Source organism: Hyphomonas jannaschiana VP2 (assembly GCF_000685215.1).
Classification (GTDB): domain Bacteria; phylum Pseudomonadota; class Alphaproteobacteria; order Caulobacterales; family Hyphomonadaceae; genus Hyphomonas; species Hyphomonas jannaschiana.
The window spans coordinates 31,592-54,356 of the sequence record NZ_ARYJ01000003.1; the positions used below are offsets into that span (position 1 = coordinate 31,592).

General features: G+C 64.7%; 27 protein-coding genes. 25 read left to right on the forward strand and 2 right to left on the reverse strand.

The window, feature by feature from the left end; genetic code table 11:
- Window positions 1-82 precede the first annotated feature (82 nt).
- Both HJA_RS04905 and HJA_RS04910 read left to right on the forward strand, forming a co-directional pair.
- Window positions 83-1,258 (forward strand): phage major capsid protein, encoded by a 1,176-nt coding sequence (locus tag HJA_RS04905; protein ID WP_035579092.1) that lies wholly within the window; start codon window positions 83-85, stop codon window positions 1,256-1,258.
- A gap of 164 nt (window positions 1,259-1,422) precedes the next feature.
- Complete coding sequence (locus tag HJA_RS04910; RefSeq protein ID WP_035570668.1) at window positions 1,423-1,626, forward strand: hypothetical protein; 204 nt, start codon at window positions 1,423-1,425, stop codon at window positions 1,624-1,626.
- On the opposite strand, the gene HJA_RS04915 is transcribed toward HJA_RS04910, so the two are convergent.
- Complete coding sequence (locus tag HJA_RS04915) at window positions 1,623-1,838, reverse strand: hypothetical protein (protein ID WP_035579094.1); 216 nt, start codon at window positions 1,836-1,838, stop codon at window positions 1,623-1,625. The genes HJA_RS04910 and HJA_RS04915 overlap by 4 nt on opposite strands.
- Before the next feature lie 26 nt (window positions 1,839-1,864).
- On the opposite strand from HJA_RS04915, the gene HJA_RS04920 reads away from it, so the two are divergent.
- The 17 genes from HJA_RS04920 to HJA_RS05000 all read left to right on the forward strand — a co-directional run bounded on the left by HJA_RS04920 (window position 1,865) and on the right by HJA_RS05000 (window position 14,978).
- The gene (locus HJA_RS04920; RefSeq protein ID WP_035579096.1) at window positions 1,865-2,413 is read left to right on the forward strand and encodes a head-tail connector protein; all 549 of its coding nucleotides are present in this window, start codon (window positions 1,865-1,867) and stop codon (window positions 2,411-2,413) included.
- A 35-nt stretch (window positions 2,414-2,448) separates the two neighbouring features.
- Window positions 2,449-2,826, forward strand: a complete 378-nt coding sequence (locus tag HJA_RS04925) for a DUF3168 domain-containing protein (RefSeq protein WP_155839870.1) — start codon at window positions 2,449-2,451, stop codon at window positions 2,824-2,826.
- Window positions 2,826-3,239: a phage major tail protein, TP901-1 family gene (locus HJA_RS04930; RefSeq protein WP_035579101.1), complete on the forward strand. Its 414-nt coding sequence runs from the start codon at window positions 2,826-2,828 to the stop codon at window positions 3,237-3,239. The genes HJA_RS04925 and HJA_RS04930 overlap by 1 nt, the downstream gene beginning before the upstream one ends.
- Window positions 3,236-3,529, forward strand: coding sequence for a GTA-gp10 family protein (locus tag HJA_RS04935; protein ID WP_035579103.1), 294 nt, complete (start codon window positions 3,236-3,238; stop codon window positions 3,527-3,529). Before HJA_RS04930 ends, HJA_RS04935 begins: the two co-directional genes overlap by 4 nt.
- Window positions 3,529-3,750, forward strand: a complete 222-nt coding sequence (locus tag HJA_RS04940) for a phage tail assembly chaperone (protein WP_035579105.1) — start codon at window positions 3,529-3,531, stop codon at window positions 3,748-3,750. The genes HJA_RS04935 and HJA_RS04940 overlap by 1 nt, the downstream gene beginning before the upstream one ends.
- A gap of 70 nt (window positions 3,751-3,820) precedes the next feature.
- On the forward strand, window positions 3,821-4,186 hold the full coding sequence (locus HJA_RS04945; RefSeq protein WP_035579107.1) for a phage tail tape measure C-terminal domain-containing protein: 366 nt from the start codon (window positions 3,821-3,823) through the stop codon (window positions 4,184-4,186).
- Complete coding sequence (locus HJA_RS04950; protein ID WP_035579110.1) at window positions 4,183-4,800, forward strand: DUF2460 domain-containing protein; 618 nt, start codon at window positions 4,183-4,185, stop codon at window positions 4,798-4,800. The genes HJA_RS04945 and HJA_RS04950 overlap by 4 nt, the downstream gene beginning before the upstream one ends.
- A 3-nt stretch (window positions 4,801-4,803) precedes the next feature.
- Window positions 4,804-5,451 (forward strand): DUF2163 domain-containing protein, encoded by a 648-nt coding sequence (locus tag HJA_RS04955; RefSeq protein ID WP_035579113.1) that lies wholly within the window; start codon window positions 4,804-4,806, stop codon window positions 5,449-5,451.
- Window positions 5,448-5,879: an NlpC/P60 family protein gene (locus HJA_RS04960; protein ID WP_035579115.1), complete on the forward strand. Its 432-nt coding sequence runs from the start codon at window positions 5,448-5,450 to the stop codon at window positions 5,877-5,879. Before HJA_RS04955 ends, HJA_RS04960 begins: the two co-directional genes overlap by 4 nt.
- A 2-nt stretch (window positions 5,880-5,881) precedes the next feature.
- On the forward strand, window positions 5,882-9,496 hold the full coding sequence (locus HJA_RS04965; RefSeq protein ID WP_051597385.1) for a baseplate multidomain protein megatron: 3,615 nt from the start codon (window positions 5,882-5,884) through the stop codon (window positions 9,494-9,496).
- A 14-nt stretch (window positions 9,497-9,510) separates the two neighbouring features.
- Window positions 9,511-10,425, forward strand: a complete 915-nt coding sequence (locus HJA_RS04970) for a DnaJ C-terminal domain-containing protein (RefSeq protein WP_051597386.1) — start codon at window positions 9,511-9,513, stop codon at window positions 10,423-10,425.
- 102 nt (window positions 10,426-10,527) lie between these two features.
- Complete coding sequence (locus HJA_RS04975; RefSeq protein ID WP_035579118.1) at window positions 10,528-11,142, forward strand: hypothetical protein; 615 nt, start codon at window positions 10,528-10,530, stop codon at window positions 11,140-11,142.
- 4 nt (window positions 11,143-11,146) lie between these two features.
- Window positions 11,147-11,785 carry a hypothetical protein gene (locus HJA_RS04980; protein ID WP_035579122.1) on the forward strand — a complete coding sequence of 213 codons (639 nt, stop codon included), beginning with the start codon at window positions 11,147-11,149 and terminating at the stop codon, window positions 11,783-11,785.
- A gap of 111 nt (window positions 11,786-11,896) precedes the next feature.
- Entirely contained in the window at window positions 11,897-12,211 is a 315-nt protein-coding gene (locus HJA_RS17890) for a PepSY domain-containing protein (protein ID WP_051597387.1), read from the forward strand.
- Window positions 12,212-12,245: 34 nt separating this feature from the next.
- Window positions 12,246-12,929: a response regulator transcription factor gene (locus HJA_RS04990; RefSeq protein WP_034768792.1), complete on the forward strand. Its 684-nt coding sequence runs from the start codon at window positions 12,246-12,248 to the stop codon at window positions 12,927-12,929.
- A gap of 25 nt (window positions 12,930-12,954) precedes the next feature.
- The gene (locus tag HJA_RS04995; RefSeq protein WP_035579125.1) at window positions 12,955-14,382 is read left to right on the forward strand and encodes an ATP-binding protein; all 1,428 of its coding nucleotides are present in this window, start codon (window positions 12,955-12,957) and stop codon (window positions 14,380-14,382) included.
- A complete protein-coding gene (locus HJA_RS05000) occupies window positions 14,379-14,978 on the forward strand; it encodes a tetratricopeptide repeat protein (protein WP_051597388.1) in 600 nt (199 codons plus the stop codon). The genes HJA_RS04995 and HJA_RS05000 overlap by 4 nt, the downstream gene beginning before the upstream one ends.
- Window positions 14,979-15,015: 37 nt before the next feature.
- Here the strand turns inward: HJA_RS05000 and HJA_RS05005 are convergent, their stop codons facing one another.
- Window positions 15,016-15,288 carry a hypothetical protein gene (locus tag HJA_RS05005; protein ID WP_035579128.1) on the reverse strand — a complete coding sequence of 91 codons (273 nt, stop codon included), beginning with the start codon at window positions 15,286-15,288 and terminating at the stop codon, window positions 15,016-15,018.
- Window positions 15,289-15,403: 115 nt separating this feature from the next.
- On the opposite strand from HJA_RS05005, the gene HJA_RS05010 reads away from it, so the two are divergent.
- The 6 genes from HJA_RS05010 to HJA_RS05035 all read left to right on the forward strand — a co-directional run bounded on the left by HJA_RS05010 (window position 15,404) and on the right by HJA_RS05035 (window position 22,753).
- Entirely contained in the window at window positions 15,404-15,829 is a 426-nt protein-coding gene (locus HJA_RS05010; protein WP_035579131.1) for a cytochrome c maturation protein CcmE, read from the forward strand.
- Complete coding sequence (locus HJA_RS05015; protein ID WP_035579134.1) at window positions 15,826-17,706, forward strand: heme lyase CcmF/NrfE family subunit; 1,881 nt, start codon at window positions 15,826-15,828, stop codon at window positions 17,704-17,706. The genes HJA_RS05010 and HJA_RS05015 overlap by 4 nt, the downstream gene beginning before the upstream one ends.
- A complete protein-coding gene (locus HJA_RS05020; protein WP_035579137.1) occupies window positions 17,703-18,101 on the forward strand; it encodes a cytochrome c-type biogenesis protein in 399 nt (132 codons plus the stop codon). The genes HJA_RS05015 and HJA_RS05020 overlap by 4 nt, the downstream gene beginning before the upstream one ends.
- Before the next feature lie 118 nt (window positions 18,102-18,219).
- Window positions 18,220-19,833 carry a sulfotransferase family protein gene (locus HJA_RS05025; protein WP_035579138.1) on the forward strand — a complete coding sequence of 538 codons (1,614 nt, stop codon included), beginning with the start codon at window positions 18,220-18,222 and terminating at the stop codon, window positions 19,831-19,833.
- Window positions 19,834-20,504: 671 nt separating this feature from the next.
- Window positions 20,505-22,040: a Do family serine endopeptidase gene (locus HJA_RS05030; RefSeq protein ID WP_035579141.1), complete on the forward strand. Its 1,536-nt coding sequence runs from the start codon at window positions 20,505-20,507 to the stop codon at window positions 22,038-22,040.
- 38 nt (window positions 22,041-22,078) lie between these two features.
- The gene (locus HJA_RS05035; RefSeq protein WP_035579144.1) at window positions 22,079-22,753 is read left to right on the forward strand and encodes a response regulator transcription factor; all 675 of its coding nucleotides are present in this window, start codon (window positions 22,079-22,081) and stop codon (window positions 22,751-22,753) included.
- Window positions 22,754-22,765 lie beyond the last annotated feature (12 nt).

The window sequence follows — 22,765 nt, forward strand, 5'->3', positions numbered from 1 at the left end:
GCGGCGGCAGGAGCAAATAAGGTCCCGGATAAGCGCTGCGCGCTTTCCGGGATGACAGGGAAGATTTTTCGAAGGAGTGGCAATGACCAAGGAAACCAAGATGGCAGGCGGCAACAAGGCGGCGGAGGCCGACCTGATGGCGGCGTTCGAAGCCTTTCGCGAGGCGAATGATGCGCGGCTGGCCGAGATTGAATCGAAAGGCGCAAGCGATCCGCTGACGGATGAGCGGCTCGCCCGGATCGACCGGCGGCTGGAGGCGCTGAGCCTGAAGATGGCCCGGCCTGAGGCAGGCGCAGCACCGGCGGCTGAACCCGATGCCCGCACCGAAGCGTGGGGGCGTTACCTGCGCCAGGGTGACGACAGCGGCCTCGCAAAGCTGGACGTGAAGGCGCTGAACACCGGCACCGATGCGCAGGGCGGCTATGTCGCTCCGCCGGAACTCGACCGCCTGATCGAAGCGCGCCTCTTGGCGGCAAGCCCGATGCGCCAGATCGCGACCGTGCGGCAGACCTCTGCCGGCACGTATCGCAAGCCGGTCAGCCTCGGCGCGGCGGCGAGCTGGGTGGCCGAGGAAGGCGCACGGACGGAGACGGCGCATTCCGGCCTCTCCCTGCTGGAATTCCCCGCGGGCGAGCTCTACGCCATGCCCGCAGCGACGCAGGCCCTGCTGGAGGACTCCTATGCCGACATCGACGCTTGGCTGGCGGACGAGGTGGAGAATGCCTTCGCCGCGCAGGAATCTGCCGCCTTCGTGACGGGCGATGGCACGAACAAGCCGAAGGGCTTTCTCGATTATGAGATCGTCGCCGAGGCCAGCCATGTCTGGGGCAAGGTCGGTTCCGTCGCCGGGGATTTCACGGCGGCCAATGCCGCCGACCAGCTGATCGACCTGATCTACACGCCGAAATCGCAGTTCCGCGCCAATGGCCGCTTCGTGATGAACCGGCGCACGGTGGCAGCCGTCCGCAAGCTGAAGGATGGCGATGGTCGCTATCTCTGGCAGCCGGGCACGGGCGGGGACCCGGCGACCATCCTCGGCTATCCGGTGACGGAAGTCGAAGACATGCCGGACATCGGCACGGGCAACGCGGCCATCGCCTTTGGCGACTTCCGCCGCTTCTACCTGATCGCCGACCGGCAGGGCGCCCGCGTCCTCCGGGATCCGTTCAGCGCCAAGCCCTACGTCCTCTTCTACACGACCAAGCGTGTGGGCGGCGGCGTGCAGAACTTCGACGCCGCGAAAGTCATGGTCTTCTAGCGGCGTCCCTTATCGCGTCATCCCCGACCGCGCAGCGGTCTGGGGATCCATCTCCGGTCACTTCCTCATGTGCATGAGGGGCCGGCAGGAGATGGGCCCCAGACGGGCGGGGCCCGTCGGGGGTGACGCCACCACAAAACTCTCTCTCAACAAAGGAAACCAACATGTTCGAATCTGTCATCGTCTCTATCATTCGTCAGGCCGCGCTGCTGACCAAGGCGCAGCAGGACGAGTTCACCACGAAAGTGGCCGAAGCCGTCGCCACCCTGATCAATTCGACCGAGACCGAAATCGACGACGAACTGATCCGCTCCATCGGCCTGCCGATCGGCTCGGCCGTGGTCGAGAAACTGGGAACGCTGGTCTAGGCGGTGTCGTCGGGCGCAAGTGGATCGCTCTTCCTTGCCCGGCGGCGAAGATAAACCCTGATCGTGATGGTCAACAGGCTGGCCGCGATCAGGGGCACGCCGAGGAAGAGGGCAATCGTCCGGTCCTCTATCGATAGCAGGATCGCGACGCCCAGGATCAGCGGTCCGTAGACGAGATTGAAGACGGCGTTCTTCCACAAAAAGTCGAGCATCGCCCGACACTAACAAGGAATTTGAAATGAGCAATCTGACGGTGATTACACCGCCAGCGGAGGAGGCTTTGTCTCTTGGCGCGGCGAAGGAGTATCTCCGCATCGGGCATGATGGGGAGGATGGGCTGGTGGCTGCGCTGATCCCGGCGGCGCGGGCGCGGCTGGAGATTGTGGGCGGGTTTGCCCTCGTGACGCAGACGCTGAAGCGCGGCTGGGATTGCTGGCCGCCGGGCGTGACGCGGCATGGCGTGCGCCTGCTGCCGGGGCCGGCCTCGGCGCTGGTCGCGGTGGAAATCATCGGGCTGGAAGGCGGCACGGAGACGGTCACCACGCGCTTTGTGCTGGAAGACGGGCGGCTGAAGCTGAAGCCTTTCGTGCCGCTGCCGGGCATTCCGCTTGGCGGGCGCGTGGAGGTGACGTTCGTGGCGGGCTATGGCGCGGCGGCGGATGTGCCGGCGGATCTGGTGCAGGCGTTGAAGCGGCTGGTGCTGGTCGCCTATCAGCGCGGCGAGGGCGCAGACCTGCCGGAAGACGTCGCGGCGATCCTGAACACCCGCACTGAGGTGCGGCTGTGAGTGGGCGGGCGGAGGAGGCCGTGCAGGCGGCACTGATGGCGCTGCTGCGCGCGGATGCGGGCGTCAAGTCCGTCTTCGGAACGCCCGCCCGCGTGCTGGACGCGGAGAGCGAGGAACCGCTCTACCCCTACGCGCTGATCGACCGGCACGAGACGAGCCCGGCCGGGGCGAGCCTGGTGGACGGGCTGGAGCATCGCATCACGCTGGCCTGCTACTCACGCGACTATGGCGTGCGCGGCGCGAAGGAATGTCTCTCGGCCCTTCGTGCGGCGGTGGAGGGCGCGGACTGGGCGGTGGAGGGCCAGCATGTGGTGCTGTCGCAGGTGATCTTCGCGGACGCCATGCGCACGCCGGACAAGCGCGCCTTTCGCGGCGTGGTGCGGGTGCGGATCATTTCAGAGGAGGCGGCCTGATGGCGGGGCAAAAAGGCAGGGACATCCTGCTGAAAATTTCAGATGGCGCGGGCGGCTTCGTCACGCTGGCGGGCATCCGCGCGAGCCGGATCCAGCTGTCTGCCGCTTTGGTGGACGCAACCAGCGCCGACAGCCCGGAGGCGTGGCGCGAACTGCTGGCCGGGGCGGGCGCAAAAGCGGCAAAAGTCACCGGCCGGGGCGTGTTCAAGGACGCGGCCAGCGATGCGCGGATGCGGGCCGTCTTCTTCGCAGGCGAGACGCCGGGCTGGCAGTTCATCCTGCCGGACTTCGGCACGCTGTCAGGCGCCTTCCAGGTCAGCGAACTCAGTTGGAGCGGCGAGCATGATGGCGAGGCGGAGTTCTCCGTCACGCTGGAAAGCGCGGGCCTCGTCAGCTTCGAGGCGATACCATGAACGCCGCCCGGGGAGAGACCAGCCTGATGATCGGCGGCACCGAGCGGCGGCTCTGCCTGACGCTCGGTGCGCTGGCGGAGATCGAGGCGGCCTTTGGCTGCAAGCGGATGAGCGAGCTGGACGCGCGGCTGCGCAGCCTGTCAGCGGCGGACCTGATGCTGGTGCTGGCCGCCCTGCTGCGGGGCGGCGGTGAAGACGAGGCCGCAACGCGTCTCGGCAGCGCAGACGTCTCCCCCGGTGCAGCGGCGCGGGCGGTGGCGGAGGCGTTCCGGCTGGGGCTCGCGGCGTGATGCTTCCGTGGGCGGTGATGTTGCGGGCAGCGCTGTCTGCGGGGGTCACGCCGGACGCGTTCTGGCGGCTGTCCCTGCGCGAGTGGCGGTGGCTGGCCGGTGAAGGTGGCGAAGCAATGAGCCGGGGACGGCTCGCGGCGCTGATGGGGGCATATCCGGATGGGGAGGTGCGTGCCGCTTCATCCTTCGACTTCGCTCAGGATGAGTCCCGCACTTTTTGAGCGCTCATGCTGAGCGAAGTCGAAGCACGAGCGCGGGTTGTTCGGAATCACGCAGCAATTGGAGAAAGAAGTGGACAATTTCGAGAGTGATCTCGCCTCAGCCGCCGATGCGCTGCGGGCGCTGGCAGAGGGGCCGGGGGCGGAAGCGGCGGGCGCGCTGGAAGAGACCTTCGGGCAGGCCGGCGCGCGCATCGAGGCGACGCTGGCACAGGCGGCGCGTAGCGGCGAGCTGGATTTCCAGCGCATGGCCGATGCCATCCTGCGCGACATTGCGCGGGTGGCCGCCGAAGCCGTGTTCAATGGCGGGCAATCCTCTTCCGCCCTGAACGTCAACATGAACTTTGCGCAGGGTACGGAACAATCTGCCGTGACCGGGCGCAATGCCATCGGCGCCGTGCTGGCACGTCTGGTCAGTCAGGGAGGGCGGTTCCTGTGAGCCTCAGCAATTTTCACGAAGTGAGCTTCCCCGTACCGCTGGCGCTGGCGGCAAGCGGCGGGCCGGAGCGGAAGACCGAAGTCGTTACGCTGGCGAGCGGGGCGGAGGCGCGCAATGCGCTGTGGGCGGGGTCCCGCAGACGCTGGGATGTGGGCAGTGCGATCACGCGGCTGGACACGCTGCAGTCGGTGGTCGCTTTCTTTGAGGTGCGCGGCGGCCGGCTTTTCGGCTTCCGTTTCCGCGATGCGCTCGACGACCGCAGCTGCGCGCCGGGCGTGGCCGTGAGTGCCACCGACCAGGTGATCGGTACGGGCGATAGCGAGACGGCGGCCTTCCAGCTGGTGAAAGCCTACGGCACTTATGCCCGGCGCATCCTGAAGCCGGTGGCGGGCAGCGTGCTTGTGGCGGTCGATGGCGTGCCGGCCTCCGCTGACGTGGACGAGACAACCGGCATCGTCACGCTGGCCTCCGCCCCGGCAGAGGGCGCGAGCATTACGGCAGGCTATCGCTTCGATTGCCCGGTGCGGTTCGACACGGACAGGCTGGACGTAAACCTCGAAGCTTTTGGCGCGGGCCGTGTGCTGAGCATTCCCCTGATCGAACTGGTGGGCTGAGTCATGCGGCTGATCGATAATGAACTTACGGCGCGGCTGGAAAGCGGCGCGACGATGACCTGCCTCTGCTGGCGCCTGACGCGTGGCGACGGTTTCGTGCTGGCGGCGACGGAGCATGACCGCGCGCTGCTTGTGGACGGCGTGACCTATTCACCGGGTGGGGCGCTCAGCGCGGGCAGCTTCACGCAGAGCGCAGGCCTGCAGCCGGGACAGGCCGCGGCGGGCGGTGTGCTGGCCGACGACGCGATCACCGAGGCGGATCTTGCCGCCGGTCTGTGGGATGGTGCGCGCGTTGAGGTTCTGCGCGTGGACTGGGAACGGCCAGACCTGTTCGTGCAGGTCTGGAGCGGGCGCCTCAGCGAGGTGACGCGCGGCCCTGGCGGGTTCGAGGCTGAGCTCATCTCTCTCAAGGCCGATCTGGAGCGGCCAGTGGGGCGCGTTTATGCGCGGGCCTGCGATGCGGTGCTGGGCGATGCGCGTTGCGGCGTGGAGACGGGCGCGTTTCCGGGCCTTGCCTGCGACCAGCGCTTCGCGACCTGCCGGGATGTGTTCGGCAATCAGGAAAACTTCCGGGGCTTCCCGCATCTTCCGGGGGCGGAGTTCGTGCTTGAAGGCCCGGCGGCGACCGGTAACACAGGGGGCAAGCGATGAAACGGGCAGAGATTGTGGCCGCCGCACGCGGCTGGATCGGTACGCCTTACCGGCATCAGGCCAGCCTGAAAGGCGCAGGCTGTGACTGCCTGGGCCTTGTTCGGGGCGTCTGGCGGGAACTGGTCGGGGCGGAGCCGGAAGCGGCACCTGCCTATTCGCCGGACTGGGCCGAGGCATTGGGCGAGGAAACGCTCATGGAGGCGGCGCGGCGGCATCTGCTGGAAGTGCCAGTCGGGGCAGCGGGTGCGGGCGATGTGCTCCTGTTCCGCATGGCGGCGGGCGTCCCGGTAAAGCATTGCGGCATCGCCACCGGCGAAGGCACGCTGGTGCACGCCTATTGGGGGCGGTCGGCAGTGGAGACGCGGCTGGTGCCGTGGTGGCAGCGGCGCGCAGTGGCGGCGTTCCGCTTTCCGGGGGTGGAGGAATAGGCATGGCACAGATCGTTCTATCCCAGGCCGGGGCGGCGCTGGGGCGGCATTTGCTGCCGCAGGGGCTGAAACTGCTGGGCACGCAGGTGGCGGGCGCGGCGATCGGGCGGACTGTTGGCTCACTGGCGGGCAGGCTGATCGATGCGCGTCTCGTCCCGCCGGTGGAAGGCCCGCGCGTGAAGACGCTGCCGGTGATGGAGTCGCGGGAGGGCGTCGGCATACCGTCTGTCTACGGGCGGATGCGGGTGGCCGGGCAGGTGATCTGGGCGTCAAGGTTCCGGGAGCATCGTACGACGCAGTCCAGCGGCAGCAAGGGCGGCCCCCGCGTGACCAGTTATGACTATACGGTGAGCCTCGCCGTGGCGCTGGGTGAGGGGCCGGTGCTGGCCGTGCAGCGTGCCTGGGCAAATGGCGAGGCGTTCGACCTGTCGCAGGTGACGCATCGCCTGTATCGCGGGGAGGCGGATCAGCCGCCGGACCCGCTGATCGAGATGATTGAAGGCGCCGCGCCGGCCTATCGCGGCACGGCCTATATCGTGTTCGAGGACCTGCCGCTGGGCGATTTCGGCAATCGTATCCCGCAGCTGAGTTTCGAAATCGTCCGTGTGCCGCCGGGCAGTGACACGCCGGGGCTGGACGCGTCTGTCACCGGGGTGAACGTCATCCCGGCGTCCGGCGAGTTTATCTATGCAACGGAAATCGTGCGCGAGCGGGTGCGCCGCGGGCAGGAGCGGGCGCTGAATGCCAATTCCGGTGAGGCGCGGGCAGACTTTCTTGTGTCACTGGACCAGTTGGAGGCGGACCTGCCGCGCGTGAACCGGGCGGCGCTGACGGTTGGCTGGTTCGGCACCAGCGTGGCGGCGGGCGATTGCCAGATCCATCCGGGTGTGGAGACGCGGGAACGGGTGACTGTGCCGCAGAGCTGGCGCGTGGCGGGCATCGGGCGGGCGGAGGCGTATCTCGTCTCGCGCGATGAGAGCGACCGGCCGAACTATGGCGGCACGCCCTCCGATGCCAGCGTGAAACAGGCGATTGCGGAGATGACTGCGCGGGGGATCGCGGTAACCTTCTCGCCCTTCCTGTTCATGGACAGCGAGGGATTCCCCTGGCGCGGGCGGATTGGCGTGAGCGCCGATGGCACGGCGGCGGCGCGCAGCGAGATCGACGCCTTTGTGAATGGGGCGAACGGCTTCCGGCATTTCATCCTGCACTATGCGAACCTCTGCGCGGCGGCGGGCGGCGTGGAGGCGTTTCTGATCGGCAGCGAGATGGTGGGGCTCACGCGTGTGCGGGACGAGGCGGGTGCGTTTCCTTTTGTAGAAGCGCTGGTGTCGCTGGCGGCGGAAGTGAAGGCGATCCTGCCGGGAGCGAAGGTATCTTATGCCGCGGACTGGACGGAGTATGGCGCCTATGTACCCGGCGATGGCAGTGGCGATGTGTTGTTCCCGCTGGATGATCTGTGGGCGAGCGCCGACGTGGATTTCGTCGGGATCGACTGGTATCCGCCCATGGGGGACTGGCGCAGTGGAACGGATCATCTGGATGCGCTGGCGGGTTATGCCGGACCGGATGACTCGGATTACCTCGCCTATCAGATCAGCGGCGGGGAGGCCTATGACTGGTATTATGCCAGCCAGGCGGACCGGGACGCGCAGGTGCGTACACCGATCAATGACACGGCGTATGGCGAGCACTGGGCGTTCCGCGCGAAGGACCTTTCGGGGTGGGCCGGGAACCTGCATTACCCGCGCCCCGGCGGTGTGCGGGCGGGGGCGCCGACGGGCTGGGTGCCCGGGTCGAAGCCTGTTCGTCTGAGTGAGATCGGCTTCGGCGCGGTGGACAAGGGCGGCAATGCGCCGAACCTTTTCCATGATCCCAAGAGCACCGAGAGCGCCCTGCCGCCATATTCCAGCGGATCGCGGGATGATTTGTTCCAGCGTCAGGCGCTGGCGGTGACGCTGGCGCATTGGGAGGCGAGCCCGCTGGTGGAGGCCGCGATGGTCTGGGCCTGGGACGGGCGGCCGTTCCCGGCCTGGCCGCTGCGGGATGACCTCTGGGGCGACGGGGCCAACTGGGCGCTCGGGCACTGGCTGAACGGGCGCGCGGGTCTTGCAGCGCTTGGCGATGTGGTGCGGGACATCTGTCTACGCGGCGGCGTGGAAAACGTGCACGCGAGTACGCTCGACGGTGTGGTACAGGGCTTCACGCTCGACGGCGTCTATAGCGTGCGCGGGGCGCTGGAGCCGCTGAAGCTGGCCTTCGGGTTTGAGGCTGTGGAGCGGGATGGCGCGATCGTGTTCCGTATGGAAGGCGATGGGTCGGTTCACGAAATCGACAGTGAGCGGATCGGTGAGGACGGCGTCTCTGCCACAAGGCACCTGCTGGACAAGGCGCCCGGCCGGCTGCGCCTGCAATTTGTCGACGGGGCGGAGCGTTTCGGTCCGGCTCTGGCGGAAGCGCGCCGGACGGTCGGGGACATGCGGCTGGTCGCCGATGCGAGCCTGCCGCTGCTTCTCTCATCCACCGAGGCGGAGGAAATTGCCGGGCGGCTGCTGGCCCGGGCCACACAGGGCGAAACGGCGGAGGTGACGCTGCCACTGTCCGGTCTTGCGGTCGAACCGGGCGATGCGCTGCGGCTGGATGGCGGTGCGCTGTGGCGGGTGGATGAGGTGGTGGACCGGGGCGCGGAACGTGTCCTGTCGCTCAGGGAAGACCCGCCGGAAGCGAACCGGGTTCGCGCGGCCGGGATCGGGGGCGTGCCTGCGCCGGCGCCAGTGTTTGGCGGCGTGGACCTCGTGCTGATCGACGGCCCGCGTCTTGCTGGTGAGGCGTCCGGTGTGCGTGTCGCAGCCTGGGCCGATCCCTGGCCGGGAGAGGTCGCCATTCTGGCCGGGTCGGACGCCGGCGCGATGACCGAACGGGCGAGGCTGACACGTCCGGCTGTGACCGGAACTCTTGTCGAAGCGGCGGCCGCAGGGCCGGTCGGCCGGTGGGACAGGCGCAATATGCTCCTTGTGGAAACATCCGGCAGCTTCGCCAGCCTGCCGCGGGCGCAGGTGCTGGCGGGGGGCAACCTTTTGCTTCTGGAAACCGCCGAAGGATGGGAACTTCTTCAGTTCGAGACAGCGGAGCTGGCCGGGTCGGACCAATGGGCGCTATCAGGCCTGTTGCGGGGGCAGCGGGGCTGCGTCAGCGCGGCTGCTGCGGCCGGGGCGCGGGTCCTGCTGCTGGACGGCGCGGATAAACTGGCCACTGTGTCCCCGGAGGAAATCGGCATCGCGCTGGACTGGCGCAGCCCCTGGGATGAGCCTCAGCCGGTCTCTTTCGCTGACGAAGGCGGGCGCCCCTGGCCGGTTTGCCATGTTCGCGCTGAGGACGGACAGCTGAGCTGGGTGCGCCGCGGGGCGGATTTGCCGGAAAGCTGGGCCCTGCCGGAGGGCAGCAATACGGGCCAGTTTGCCGTTCAGTTCGATACCGGCGCAGGCTTCGCGGACGAGACACGGCTGCAAACGCCGCTGGCCGCCATCCCGGCGGAGGCCATTGCGGCGCGCGTCGCTGAAATCGGCGCAGATGGCCGCACCGGTCCATGGGTTCCAATAAGCCTCGGGACACCCTAACTGTATGTCAGCAAATGAAATACCAGAAGGATCCGACTCACTTGGCCATCGACCCCTATATCGTGCTCGGCGTTCCGCGCTCGGCGACGGAGGCCGAGATCAAGAAGGCTTACCGGGCAAAGGCGAAAGCCCTGCATCCCGACCAGCACAAGGACGACCCGAAAAAGGCGGACGAGTTCAAACGCGTCTCTGCGGCCTACGAAATTCTGGGCGACAAGGAAAAGAAGGCGAAGTTCGACCGTGGCGAGATTGACGGCGACGGCAATCCCACCGGATTCGCCGGAGGCGGTCATCCGGGCGCTCATCCCGGAAGCGGCGGTTTCCGCTGGCAGAGCACGTCCGGCCGCAGCCCGTTCGAAGGCGCGCAGGGCGACCCGTTTGAAGACATTCTCTCCGGCATGTTCGGCGGAGGCCGGTCGCGCCGGGGCGGACCGGGGCCGCAAAAGGGCCGTGATGTCCGCTACCGCGTGCAGGTCGAGTTCGAGGACGCCGTGCTTGGCGCACGCCGCCGCATGACCATGGCGGACGGCCGGGCGCTCGACGTGAACATTCCGGCCGGGATCGAGTCCGGACAGACGCTGCGCCTGAAAAGCCAGGGCCAGCAATCGCCTTATGGCGGCCCGCCCGGCGATGCGCTGCTGGAAATCGAGGTGCGCCCGTCGAAAGTGTGGGAGCGGGACGGCAAGGATTTGCGCATGAAGCTGCCCATCGGCCTGAAAGAGGCTGTGCTCGGCGGCAGCGTAGAAGTGAAAACGCCGTCTGGCCATGTCACCCTGAAAGTGCCTGCGGGCTCCAATACCGGGGCGCAATTGCGCCTGAAGGGCAAGGGCGTGAAAACCACACCGCCGGGCGACCTTTATGTCCGGCTGGAGATCGTGCTGGAAAACCCGAAGGACGAAGGCCTGCGCAAATGGGCGGAAAAGTCCTGAGCGTGCCTTGAGGCTGGCCTCCCTTGTTCCGGGGATAGGCGGCCGGGCGCTTGCCCTTAAACAGGATGGTTCCGGAAACTGATCCTGAAGGGGGCGCCTGTCATGCGCGTAGTCATCATTGGCTTGTCCATACTCACACTTTCGGCCTGCGGGGCGGCCGGTTCCGAAACCGGGACCCAAGACGCAGTTGGGCCGTGCGGCAATATCCAGCCCATCCTCAACGCGCGCAGCGAAGGCGAACCCTTTGGCAGCCTGCAGGGCGCCAACAAGATGATGGGTGACACGCCGCTGCCGGACACGTTTATCGGGATGCACAAGGCTTTCGGTGCGGCCTGTACCGCCAGTGTTATGGACGGTTTTGGCGCCGGCTCGACGATTTACACCTACAGCTGTCCATTGTTCGAGGGTAATTCCATGGGCCGGGATGCCGAGCGCGCAGACGCTGAAGCGGCGTTCGCTATGGCAGCCAGTGAAATGCGGGCCTGTCTTGGCGAGGCATGGGAAACCGCCGAGGACACCGAGAACGGGGATTATCAGGTGTACCACAAATTCACCTACAAACCGGTGGCCATGGCCGACAGCGCAAGCGGTTTCACGGTCGATCCCGCCTTTCTGGAGATGAGCTATACGCCCTTCATGCGCGGGCGGGGCGGGCCGTCGGGCTGGCAGGTCGTGTTGCAGTTTCAGGCGCAGATCGACGCCCCGGCGGAGGAGTAGGAAGATGCGGAAACAAGCAGGAATTCTCAGAACGGCCTTCGTGCTGGCTGCGGCGCTTGTGCCGGCAGGCGCGGCGCTGGCCGATTGCGCGGAGCTGAAGCAGGTCGCAGACAAGCTGGAGGCCCCCCGGCCGCTGACGGCGGACTTTCCGCTGGCCACTGGCTGGCTGCACCGCGATGTGGCGCTGACCGGCAATTGGGTTCTGGACGGGTTCGACGACTGCCGTCTGGTGGATGGGCCGATCGGCAAGGCGAACCCGAAATATGTCACGACGGCGTATGAGTGCCACTTGCGGGAGATGCCGGGCAGTGAAGACGGCGCAGAGATGATGGTTTCGGACCGGGCCGCATTCGAGACGCGGCTGAGGTCAGCGCTCGGATGGCTGCAGCCATGCCTGGAGAGCGGCGAAGCCGGCTTTGAGCGGGATACAGGCAGCCAGGGCACGACGGAGCGATTCGTGAGAATCCAGAGGGAAGGCGAGACGCTTGGCCTGTACGAAAGAGCGCGGATTGCCCTGTCCATGGAAAGCTGGAGTGACGCGCGCCCGTACAATGATCCGAGGGCCGGATTTACCATGTCGATGACACCGCGGGACATGAAGCTGGTGATTTTCAGCCCGTCCTGGACACTTGGCCCGCCCTGAGGCGGGGTGCCGGGGCTTTATATGCCCGCATCTGAGGGCCGGTAGGCACTGAATGAAAGTGAACGGTATCGTTCACTTCACATTCAGAGCTGCGCCCTTATACGGCAGGGTATGAAACGGATTGCTGCCCTTTTTCTGGCACTCGGCCTCGTCGTCGCGCCCGCCGCGTCGGCGCAGGGCTGGATGAACCAGTTCTCGCCCGGCCAGGCGCGCGATTCGCGCAATCAGGGGCGGACGGTGCCGCTCAGCCAGATTTTCAATAAACTGAAGCAGCAATATGGCGGCTACCAGCTGAGCGCCGATCTGTACGACAAGGGCAATGGTAAATCGGTCTATGAGATAGACTGGATGACCAAGGATGGCCGCAAAATGCATTTTGTGGTCGATGCCCAGACCGGCGCTGTCCTTGACCGCCGCGGCGCCTGAGCCGACATTAGCCTTTTCAGGGAGTAGCTGAACCATGCGTATCCTGGTTGTTGAAGACGATGCGGACCTGCGCCGCCAGTTGGCCGATGTGCTGGGCCAGTCAGGCTATGCTGTGGACCTGGCCGCCGATGGCGAGGATGGTCACTTCCTTGGCGATACCGAGCCGTATGACGCGGTGATCCTTGACCTTGGCCTGCCCAAGATGGACGGGGTGAGCGTGCTGAAAAAGTGGCGCGCAGACGGGAAGTCTTTCCCGGTCCTGATCCTGACCGCCCGCGATTCGTGGAGCGAGAAGGTGGCAGGCTTCGATGCCGGGGCCGATGACTATCTGACCAAGCCTTTCATCACCGAAGAATTGCTGGCGCGCCTGCGGGCCCTGCTGCGCCGCGCGGCTGGCCACTCCGCTGCGACGCTGGAAGCCGGCAAGCTGATGGTCGATACCCGCGCCGCGCGCGCCATGATCAATGGCGAGCCGGTGAAGCTGACCGCGCATGAATATCGCGTGCTGTCCTACCTGATGCACCATCAGGGCCGCGTCGTTCCGCGTACGGAGCTGGTCGAACATATCTACGATCAGGACTTCGACCGCGACTCGAACACGATCGAGGTGTTCATCGGCCGCCTGCGCCGGAAGATCGGGCAGGACCGGATCCAGACCGAACGCGGCCTCGGCTATCGCCTTGTCGTGCCGGAGAACGAAGCGCGCGTGGCTGGCTGATGCCGGCCCGTGCTGAATGCCTTGTATGAGCGAGGCCGATCCCAAACCCGTGACATTCCTCGACCGCTGGACGCGTCTGTCGCTGGCCCGGCGGATCATGCTGGCAGCAGCCATCTGGGGGCTGATCGTTCTGATTGGCGGGGCGCTGGCCCTGTCGGCGCTTTACCGGGCGCAGACGCTGTCCCTCCTGTCGGATGAGCTGGATCAGACGCTCATCACGCTGACCCGCGATATGACGCGAGAGGGGGCTTTCCTGCCGGATGGGCGGGTGACCGATGACAATCACGTCTTCCTGTCGACGGATTCCCGCTACCAGACCCAATATTCCGGCCGTTACTGGGCGATTGTCGCGGTGGATGAGAGTGGCGACCCGGTCGGCGATCTCAGGTCTCGCAGCCTGTGGGACGAGCCGGTACCGATGTCACCGCGCCTGCTGAAGCGCGCGCTCGCCACGCCGGGTACGACTCAGTTCGGCATCGGACCCGGGCCGGCCGGCCAGAGGACGTTCGCAGCGGCCAAGGCCATTCTGGTCGAGAACCGGGAGACGCCGCTCGTGCTCGTCGCGGCGGCGGACAGGGCGCAGAACGATGCGGCGGCGACCCGGTTCCGGAACCTGCTGATCGGCACAATGGTCGTTCTCTTCGGCAGCGTCTTCGCGGCCATGGTGGCCGGTATCCGCTATTCCCTGCGCCCGCTGGTGAAGCTGGGGCACGACATTGCCGAGATCCGGGAAGGCACGCGCCTGAAACTGGCCGACGACTACCCGTCCGAAGTGCAGCCGCTGACGGAAGAACTGAACAAGCTGGTGGATCACAACCGGCAGGTGGTGGAGCGGGCGCGGACGCATGTCGGCAATCTCGCCCACGCGCTGAAGACGCCGATCGCGGTGCTGCGCAACGAGGCGACCGGCGAAACCCAACTGGACGATGTCGTGCGCCGCCAGGTCGATTCCATGCAGACCAATGTGGAGCACTATCTGAAGCGCGCCCGCATGGCGGCCCGGGCCGAAGCGCTGGGCGCGCGGACGGAGGTTCGCCCGGTGCTGGACGGCATCGCCCGCCTGATGAACCGGCTCTACGATTCCAAGGGCATCGATGTGACCGTGACCGGCGCGGAGGCCGCTGTCTTTCGCGGGGAGCAGCAGGACCTTGAGGAAATGGTCGGCAACCTCATGGAAAACGCCTGCAAATGGGCGCGGGCCGATGTGCAGGTGAATGTGGCGGACGATGCGGCGGAACTGCGTATCGAGGTCGACGATGACGGGCCCGGCCTGACCGGGGAAGAACGCGAAGGCGCCCTCAAGCGCGGGGTGCGACTTGATGAAACAACCCCGGGCACCGGGCTGGGTCTGTCGATTGTCACAGAGCTGGCAGAGCTGCATAAGGGCGTGCTTGAACTGGATGTGGCCCCGGCCGGGGGCCTGCGCGCACGCCTGAGGTTTCCGAAACGATGAACCGCCTGAATATTGCTGTCGCCGGTATCTGTCTGGCCGTCGCGGTGGCGGGCTATCTGGCTATCGGCAAGCCTGGCATGCCGGACAATCCCATGTCGGAGCGCCAGGCAGGCCTGGCCGAGAAGATCAAGAACGCCCCGGAGACGCTGACCCCGGCAGAAACCCTGTCGCGCCTGGAACTGGCGACCCAGAAACGCCCGAACGACCCGCAGCCGCATTTCTTCATCGGCGAGATGCTGCGCGCCGAGGGCCGCCCGGAAGATGCCGCGCGGGCCTATCAGTCTGCCTTGCGCCGCGATGAGAATTTCGTCCCCGCGCTGGTGGCGCTCGCCGACACGCTGGTGGCCCTGTCGGGCGGGGGCGTCAGCCCGCAGGCGACCCGGCTGTATGGCCGGGCCTATGAGCTGGACCAGACGCAGGTGCGCGCCGGTATGTGGGCCGCGATGGGCGCCGCGCAGGCGGGCGATCAGGACAAGGCCGAACAGGCCATGCGCTACATCTACAACAACCTCCCCGAGGGCGACCCCCGCCGCGACCGCTTCCGCGGCATGATCGAAGCCATCGGGCAGGGAGATGAAGCGGCTCCGGCGCCTTGAGTCGTACCGACTGACGACTGCCCGCGTGAGCGGACTATCAAACCGGCTGCAACTTCTTCGGTGTCGAGGCGCGGCGGGTTCTGGTCGTTGCCTTTGGTTTCGGCAGGTGGCGGAAGCGCGTCTGGCACCAGGCGAAGCCGACGCCGACATCCAGTAGCGCGTCCGACCGCCCGCACGGGCAGGCGAAGTCCATCACTTCGAGAACGCGATACGTCTCGCCCGCCACGAGCGGCACAGGCTGTCCGGTCACGTGGTTGGGGGCCGCGTTCACGCAGAGAACCAGTTCGCCGGGGCCAAGGGCATCGCTCATTGCCCTCATTGTTTAGCACAGAGCGGGCACCTGGAACAAACAATCGGAAAGCAGGAGCGGGTGCGATGCATCTGCCGCACTCCCATTTCGGTGCGGGGCGCATTATAAGACGGGCATGCGCGCACGGACTCGACGACTCTATACGTTTGGCATTGCTGCCGTTCTGCTGCTGGCTGCGGCGGGGCTGGCCTTTGTGGCCCTGCGCCAGAATGCCAACCTGTTCTACACACCGCAGACGCTGGCCGAGAAAGGCCTGCCGAAAGCCGGACGTGAGGTGAAAGTCGGCGGCTGGGTCGAGCCTGGCTCGCTGACCTATTCAGATGATGGCGCGACCATGCTGTTCAGCGTGATGGACAATGGCGATGCCGAGATCCTGGTCTCGTTCACGGGCATTGCGCCGGACCTGTTCCGCGAAGGGCAGGGCGTTGTGGCCATCGGCCAGTTCAATGAAGACGGCACGTTCACGGCCCGGCAGATCCTGGCCAAGCACGATGAAAACTATCAGCCACGCGAACTGCGCCCCGAGGCAATCGGCGGATGATCGAAGCCGGTCATTTTGCGGCGTTCCTGGCGCTGGGCGCCACGCTGGCGCAGACGATCTTCGGCCTGAAGGGCGACCGCCGCTGGGCGGGCATGGCGGCCGTCACCGGTTTTGGCCTGATGGCCTTTTCCTTCCTGACGCTGGTGCATGCCTTTGCCGTGTCGGATTTCTCGCTGGCACTGGTGGCCAATAATTCCCACACGCTGAAGCCGATGCTCTACAAGATCGCCGGCACCTGGGGGAATCATGAAGGCTCCATGGCGCTCTGGGCGCTGGTGACGCTGGCGTTCGGCGCGGCTGCGGCGGCCCTGATGAAAACCGGCCGGGAACGCTTCGAATCGCGCGCACTGGGCGTGCAGGGATTCCTGTCCGCCGGTGCCATGGGCTATTTGCTGTTCGCTTCCTCGCCTTACCTGCGGCTGGATCCGGCGCCTTTCCAGGGTGCGGGGCTGAACCCGCTGTTGCAGGACCCGGCGCTCTCTTTCCATCCGCCGATGCTGTATCTCGGCTATGTCGGCTATTCCTTCGTTTTCGCGCTGGCAGCGGCCGGCATGATGGAAGGCCGGATTGACCGGGTCTGGGCAAAGGAAGCGCGGCGCTGGTCGCTGGCCGCTTTCGTGCCGCTCACCTTCGGCATCGCGCTCGGCTCTTACTGGGCCTATTACGAGCTTGGCTGGGGCGGCTGGTGGTTCTGGGATCCGGTCGAAAACGCCTCGCTGATGCCCTGGCTGATCGGGGCGGCGCTGCTGCACTCTGTCATCGTCACGGAGAAGCGGGAGAATTTCGCCGCCTGGACGGCGCTTCTCTCGGTGCTGGCTTTCCTGTTCTCGATCATGGGCGCCTTCCTGGTACGCTCCGGCGTGCTGACCTCGGTGCATGCCTTTGCTGTCGATCCGACGCGGGGCACGATCCTCCTGTTCGGGCTGCTGGTTTATGGCGTGCTGGCGCTCGGCCTGTTCCTCTGGCGCGGGCCATCCCTCAAAGGGGCAAAGCCCTGGCTGATCGGCAGCCGGGAGGGCGCGCTGATGGCCAACAATATCGTCCTGATCGTGGCGGCGCTGACCGTTCTGCTGGGCACGCTGTTCCCGCTCATGGCCGAAGCCGCCGGGCGCACCATGTCTGTGGGCGAGCCATATTTCCGGCTGACCTTTGTGCCAATCCTGGCGATCCTCCTGCTGCTGTTGCCGGTCGCCCAGAGCTGGGCCTGGGGCAAGGCGGACATGAAGCAATGGACGCGCTGGGCCATCGCCGGCGCCGCGTTGGTTGCCGTGTTTGCCGCGCTTGGCATTGCCGTCTGGGACATTTCGATCGGGGCCGCGTTCGGCCTGGCGCTCGGCGTCTGGCTGATCGGCGGGGCCCTGTGGGAACTGAAGCGCCGGGCTGTCACGCTGAACCGCGTGTTCCGTGTCTCACCGCGTGTCTGGGGCATGACGCTTGCGCATATGGGCATCGGCCTGTTCATCATCGGTGCCGTTGTGGAAACCACGCAGCGTTATGAAACCACCGTGGCCCTTGCCGAAGGCGGCTCAGGTCAGGCGGCTGGCTGGACCTTCACACTGGATGATGTCGGCTCTATCGAAGGGCCGAACTGGTATGCCGACAAGGCCGTGCTGACAGCGGTCAAAGGCGGCACGAAAACCGTGCTGGAGCCGATGAAGCGCTACTATCCGGCCGCGCGCATGCCGACGACGGAGACGGCCATCTTCAAGACCGGCACGGGCGACCTCTACGCTGCGCTGGGCGAACAGCGTGTGGTGGACGGGCAGGCGCGCTGGGTGTTCCGGGTCTACTTCAATCCGCTGATCGATTTCGTGTATCTTGGCGTTCTGCTGATTGGCCTCGGTGGTGCGCTCAGCATGGTGAAGGGGAAACGATGAAGGCGCTCTTCCTGTCTCTCGTGATCGCGCTTGCCGCGGATGTCCCGCTCGACAATGCCGACGAAGAGGCGCGGGCGCAGGCCCTGATGCGGGAGCTGCGCTGTGTGGCGTGCGAGAACGAGCCGGTCTCACAGTCTGCCGCGCCGATTGCCGAAGACATGCGCACCCGGATTCGCGAAATGGTTGGCGAGGGTTCGACAGACCAGGAGGTCCGGGACTGGTTCGAAAGCCGCTATGGCGAGTTCGTCCTGTTCCGCCCGAAAGGGAACAGCCTGAGCGGTGCATTGCTCTGGGTCGGTCCTTTTGCCCTGCTGGCCATTGGCGGGCTGATCGGTTTCCTCACAGCCCGGCGCAAACGGACCGTGGCCCGGGACATCGAAGCCGAGGACGTCTGACCGAATTTGCTTCCGCAAACTGGCCTCTGCCGAGCCTTTATATATACCATTTAAGATAGTTATTTTTTCTGTTCCGGCAACTTGAAGGAGGAGGCGCCATCGGGCATACGCTGCCTGTATGGTCCTGAATTATTCTACCGAAGGTGTCCGGCGTCGCGCGGGAGACCAGGAAGCACAGCTGCTGCACCGGGCGAAAGAATTCCTGCAACAGAAGCAATACAAGGAAGCGCTGGATTGCTGCAGGAGGGTTCTGGAGCAAAATTCTGAAAGTGCAGAGGGCTATTTTCTCATGGGCATTATTGCCTGTGAAAACCATGATTACCGGAATGCACTTGGCCTGTTCGAAGGCGCCGTTCGGAAAGGCTATCCAGGGGCCGGTCCGTTTGTTCAGGCGGCGCGATCCCTGGTCGGCCTCAACCAGCCTGCTCAGGCTCTTAAATGTCTGGAACAGGCGAAGAAACGGAATCCGCGCGATGGATACACGCTTGCCCTGATCGGTTCGACTCTCAGCAAGTTGGACCGCCATGAGGAAGCGGTTGCGTTTCACCGAAAGGCTACGCAGGCATCGCCCGGCGATGCACTGAGCTTCTTCAATCTCGGATCTTCCCTTCAATTCCTTGGGGATTTTGAGAACGCCCGGGAAGCTTATCGGACTGCGTTGAAGCTGAATCCCGGCTTCACCGCGGCACAAATGCATTTGACGCAGATCACAAAGCAGACGCCTGAGCGAAATGACCTGGCCGTGCTTCAAAAGGCCTGGGCAGAACGCAATCCACGGGATGCCGAAGGTGGCCTTGTTCTGGCGCATGCGATTGCCAAGGTTCACGAAGACCTCGGAGATCCGGAGTCGGTCATGCTCTGGCTGGACCGGGGTAAGGCACTTGTCCGTCCACAGCTGCCTGACCGGCAGATGGAAGATCAGTTTATCTACAAGGCAGCCGGGGCGTTGGCGGGGGCGTTGCACGTGGAGGGTTCCACACCCGCTGATGGCCCGGTGTTTATCGTGGGCCTGCCCCGAAGCGGCACGACGCTGGTCGATCGGGTACTTTCCAGCCACTCACAGATTGTGTCTGCCGGAGAACGTCACGAGTTTGGAGCTTGCCTTCATCGTGCCACCGGAGTGAGCGCAGGACATACATACGATGCAGAAGTAATTTCCCGGGCAGCGAATACAGACCTGACTGCCGTCGGACAAGCTTATCTCAAAAGTGTGCGGGCCATCCTGGAGAGTCACCAGCGTTTCACTGACAAGATGCCTGTAAACGCGTTCTTCGTTCCTGCCATCCTTGCGGCGTTGCCCTCGTCTCGGGTGATTTGCCTCCGGCGCCAGGCGCCTGACAGTGTGCTTAGTATTTACAAGCAGCATTTCTCGGCGTCAGCATCGCTCTATAGTTATGCCTATGATCTTGAGAGGCTGGCTCGATACGTCGCGGACTTTCATGATCTCGCCGACACATATGAGCAAAAGCTGCCGGGAACGAGATTCCGTATTGTAAATTATGAGAGGCTCGTCGGGAGTCCCGACAGTGAGATCCGGGACATTCTGGCATTTGCCGGGCTTGGTTTTGAGGCGGCCTGCCTGGACTTTCACAAGAATGAAGCCCCGGTCGCCACAGCCAGCGTCAGCCAGGTGCGTCAACCAATCTACACATCTGCGATAGGTCGCTGGACGCAATACAAAGCTGCGCTTCAGCCAGCCCTTGCCGTCCTCCGTGATCGTGGACGCTTGTAGCCAGAATACGGCGGGAGATTTTCCGTCGCTATAAAGCGATCATCTACAACCATGTCGGATTCGGGACGAAGGGTTTGCCGGCGCCGCACCCCCGTGGGAATAGCCGTCAGGCTGGGTGGGGACATTGCTTGACGTCTGAATGGGACTTCCTGAGCCACCTTGGCAGTAGGCGGGCATCACGAAGTGGTGATTGACACCGGTGGGCCCGGGGATTGGGCCTTTCCAGCGCCGGCAACTGTTCCGAGGCACAGGCGCGACGACGCAATAGCCTTTTTGGCATGCGGTGTATCAAGCGCACTAATCAGCCCCTTCTGATCCTTATTGAAAATCAGTATGTCTCGCAAACTGTAGTATTTCAAGGGATTTTTCGTTATTTTGCTTCCGACGGTATGAATAACCGTGATTACACTCGAAGTGTCAGTATATTCGTGAAAGTTACACAGAGCCTTTCAGTGATGATACAGGTGAATAACCGAACTTCCAGGCCTCGCCCGCTCTGACGGCAAGCCTGATGAGGCCGTGCGCAAAGCTGGGCAGGACCGTCTGACGGCTCGCTGAAGGCCTGAATCCATTCGACTTACTGTCTTTTAATGACCACATTCGGTCTCGTATGATTATGTAACGGTCGTCCGGACAAACGACGATTTTTCAGAGAGTTGGAGAGAGAAATCATGAAACTTGGCATTTCTCGGCAGGCACTGGTTGCAGCGCTTTTCGGAGCCGCCGCGGTTGGGACCTTGTCGATCGCACCTCAGATTCTCAGTCCTGAGGCAGGCGCCCAGCCGATTGCGATCCAGCCGCCCGCGGGCGCGCCCATGAGTTTTGCCGATCTGATCGAGCGCGTTGAGCCGGCGGTCGTCAGCGTCAATGTCTTGTCCGAGCGCGAAGTGAATGATCTCGGCGACATGCAGGAATTCTTCGAGCAATTCCGCGGGCTTCCCGGCCTTGACGAATTCATGGAACAGCGCCGTCAGCAGGAAGAACAGGGCGACGAGCCTCAGACCCGCGAAGCGCGGTCGCTGGGCTCCGGCTTCTTCATCTCGCAGGACGGCTATATCGTCACCAATAATCACGTGGTCCAGAATGCCGTTCAGATCGAAGTCGTCACCAAGGACGGCGCGGAGCTGGAAGCGGAACTGGTGGGCACCGACCCCGACACCGATCTCGCCGTGATCAAGGTGAAGGACAAAGGCACCTATCCCTATGTCCGTTTCGGCAACTCTCACAATCTGCGCAAGGGTGACTGGGTTGTCGCCCTCGGCAACCCGTTCGGCTTCAGCGGCACGGCAACGGCCGGCATCCTGTCAGCTGATGGCCGTGAGCTGGGCAATGACAGCCCGTACACAGACTTTCTCCAGATCGACGCAGCCATCAACCGGGGCAACTCGGGCGGGCCGACCTTTGACCTGCACGGCAATGTGGTCGGCGTGAACACGCAGATCCTTTCGCCGACCGGCGGGTCTGTCGGCATCGGCTTTGCCATCCCGGCGGAACTGGCGCAGGAAGTGACCCAGGCCATCATCAAGGATGGTCATGTGTCCCGTGGCTGGCTGGGCGTGCAGATCCAGGACCTGACCGAAGACATGGCCGAAGCCCAGGGCATGCTGAACAATGACGGCTCCATCATCGCCGACGTCACCGAAGACAGCCCGGCCGACAAGGGCGGCCTGCAACGCGGCGACATCATCCTGTCCGTGAACGGGCAGAAGGTCAGCGATGCGACCTCCACCACGCGCCTGGTTGGCCGCCTGATCGCCAACACGTCGAACAAGTTCGACATCATGCGCGGCGGCAAGCGCCAGACGATTGATGTCGTGGTCGGTGAACGGGGCGACAGCCTCAATGCCCGCCGCATTCCGGCCTCGGCCCTGTCAGAGGATTCCGGCGATACGGGTGCTGAAGCCACCATGTCGTCCCTCGGCGTGACCTTCGTGCCGCTGGATGACGAGATGCGCCAGCGCCTCGGTCTTGATGAAGACGAAGCCGGCCTCGTGATTTCCGAAGTCGAGCGTGGCGGCGCCATCGAAGAGGCTGGTCTCCAGCGTGGCATGGTTATCCTGGAGGCCAATAATGAACCGGTCTCCAGCGTCGACGTTCTGAAGAAGGCGATCGATGCGGCCAAGAAGGCCAACCGGACCAAAGTTCTGATCGCCGTGCGTGTCGGCCAGATTACGACCTACCGCACGATCGACATCAGCGAAGACTAAGTGAGGCGCATATGCTAGACACAGTTCAGGAGGATCCCATGCGTGTGCTGGTGATCGAAGACGACGCAGAAATGGCCGGCTTCATCGAGAAGGTCCTCACTGAGGCCGGACACTCGGTGGACAAGGCAGACGATGGCGAGCGCGGCCTTGCCAAGGCCCGCTCCGAAGAGTTCGACGCCATGATCGTCGACCGGATGCTGCCTGAAAAGGATGGCCTGACCCTGCTGAGGGAATTCCGCGATGCAGGCGGCACAACGCCTGCGCTGTTCCTGTCGGCCCTGGGCGATGTTCAGAACAAGGTGCAAGGCCTGAAGGCCGGTGCCGAGGACTATCTCGCCAAGCCATTTGCCCCGGCAGAACTGGCCGCCCGTGTCGAGGCCCTCGGCCGCCGCACACCTGGGCAGGAACCGCCGGTCACCGTGCTGAAGGCGGGCGACCTGGAGATGAACCTGCTGACCCGCAAGGTCACCCGGGCCGGCCAGAAGATCGACCTGCAGCCGCGCGAATTCCGCCTGCTGGAATATCTGATGCGTCACGCCGGACAGGTCGTGACCCGCACCATGCTGCTGGAAAAGGTGTGGGACTATAATTTCGATCCGCAGACCAATGTGATCGATGTTCACGTCTCGCGCCTGCGGGCAAAGATCGACAAGGAATTCGACGAGCCGCTGCTGCACACGGTCCGTGGGGCCGGATACCGGCTGCAGGGCTAGACGGACGGGCAG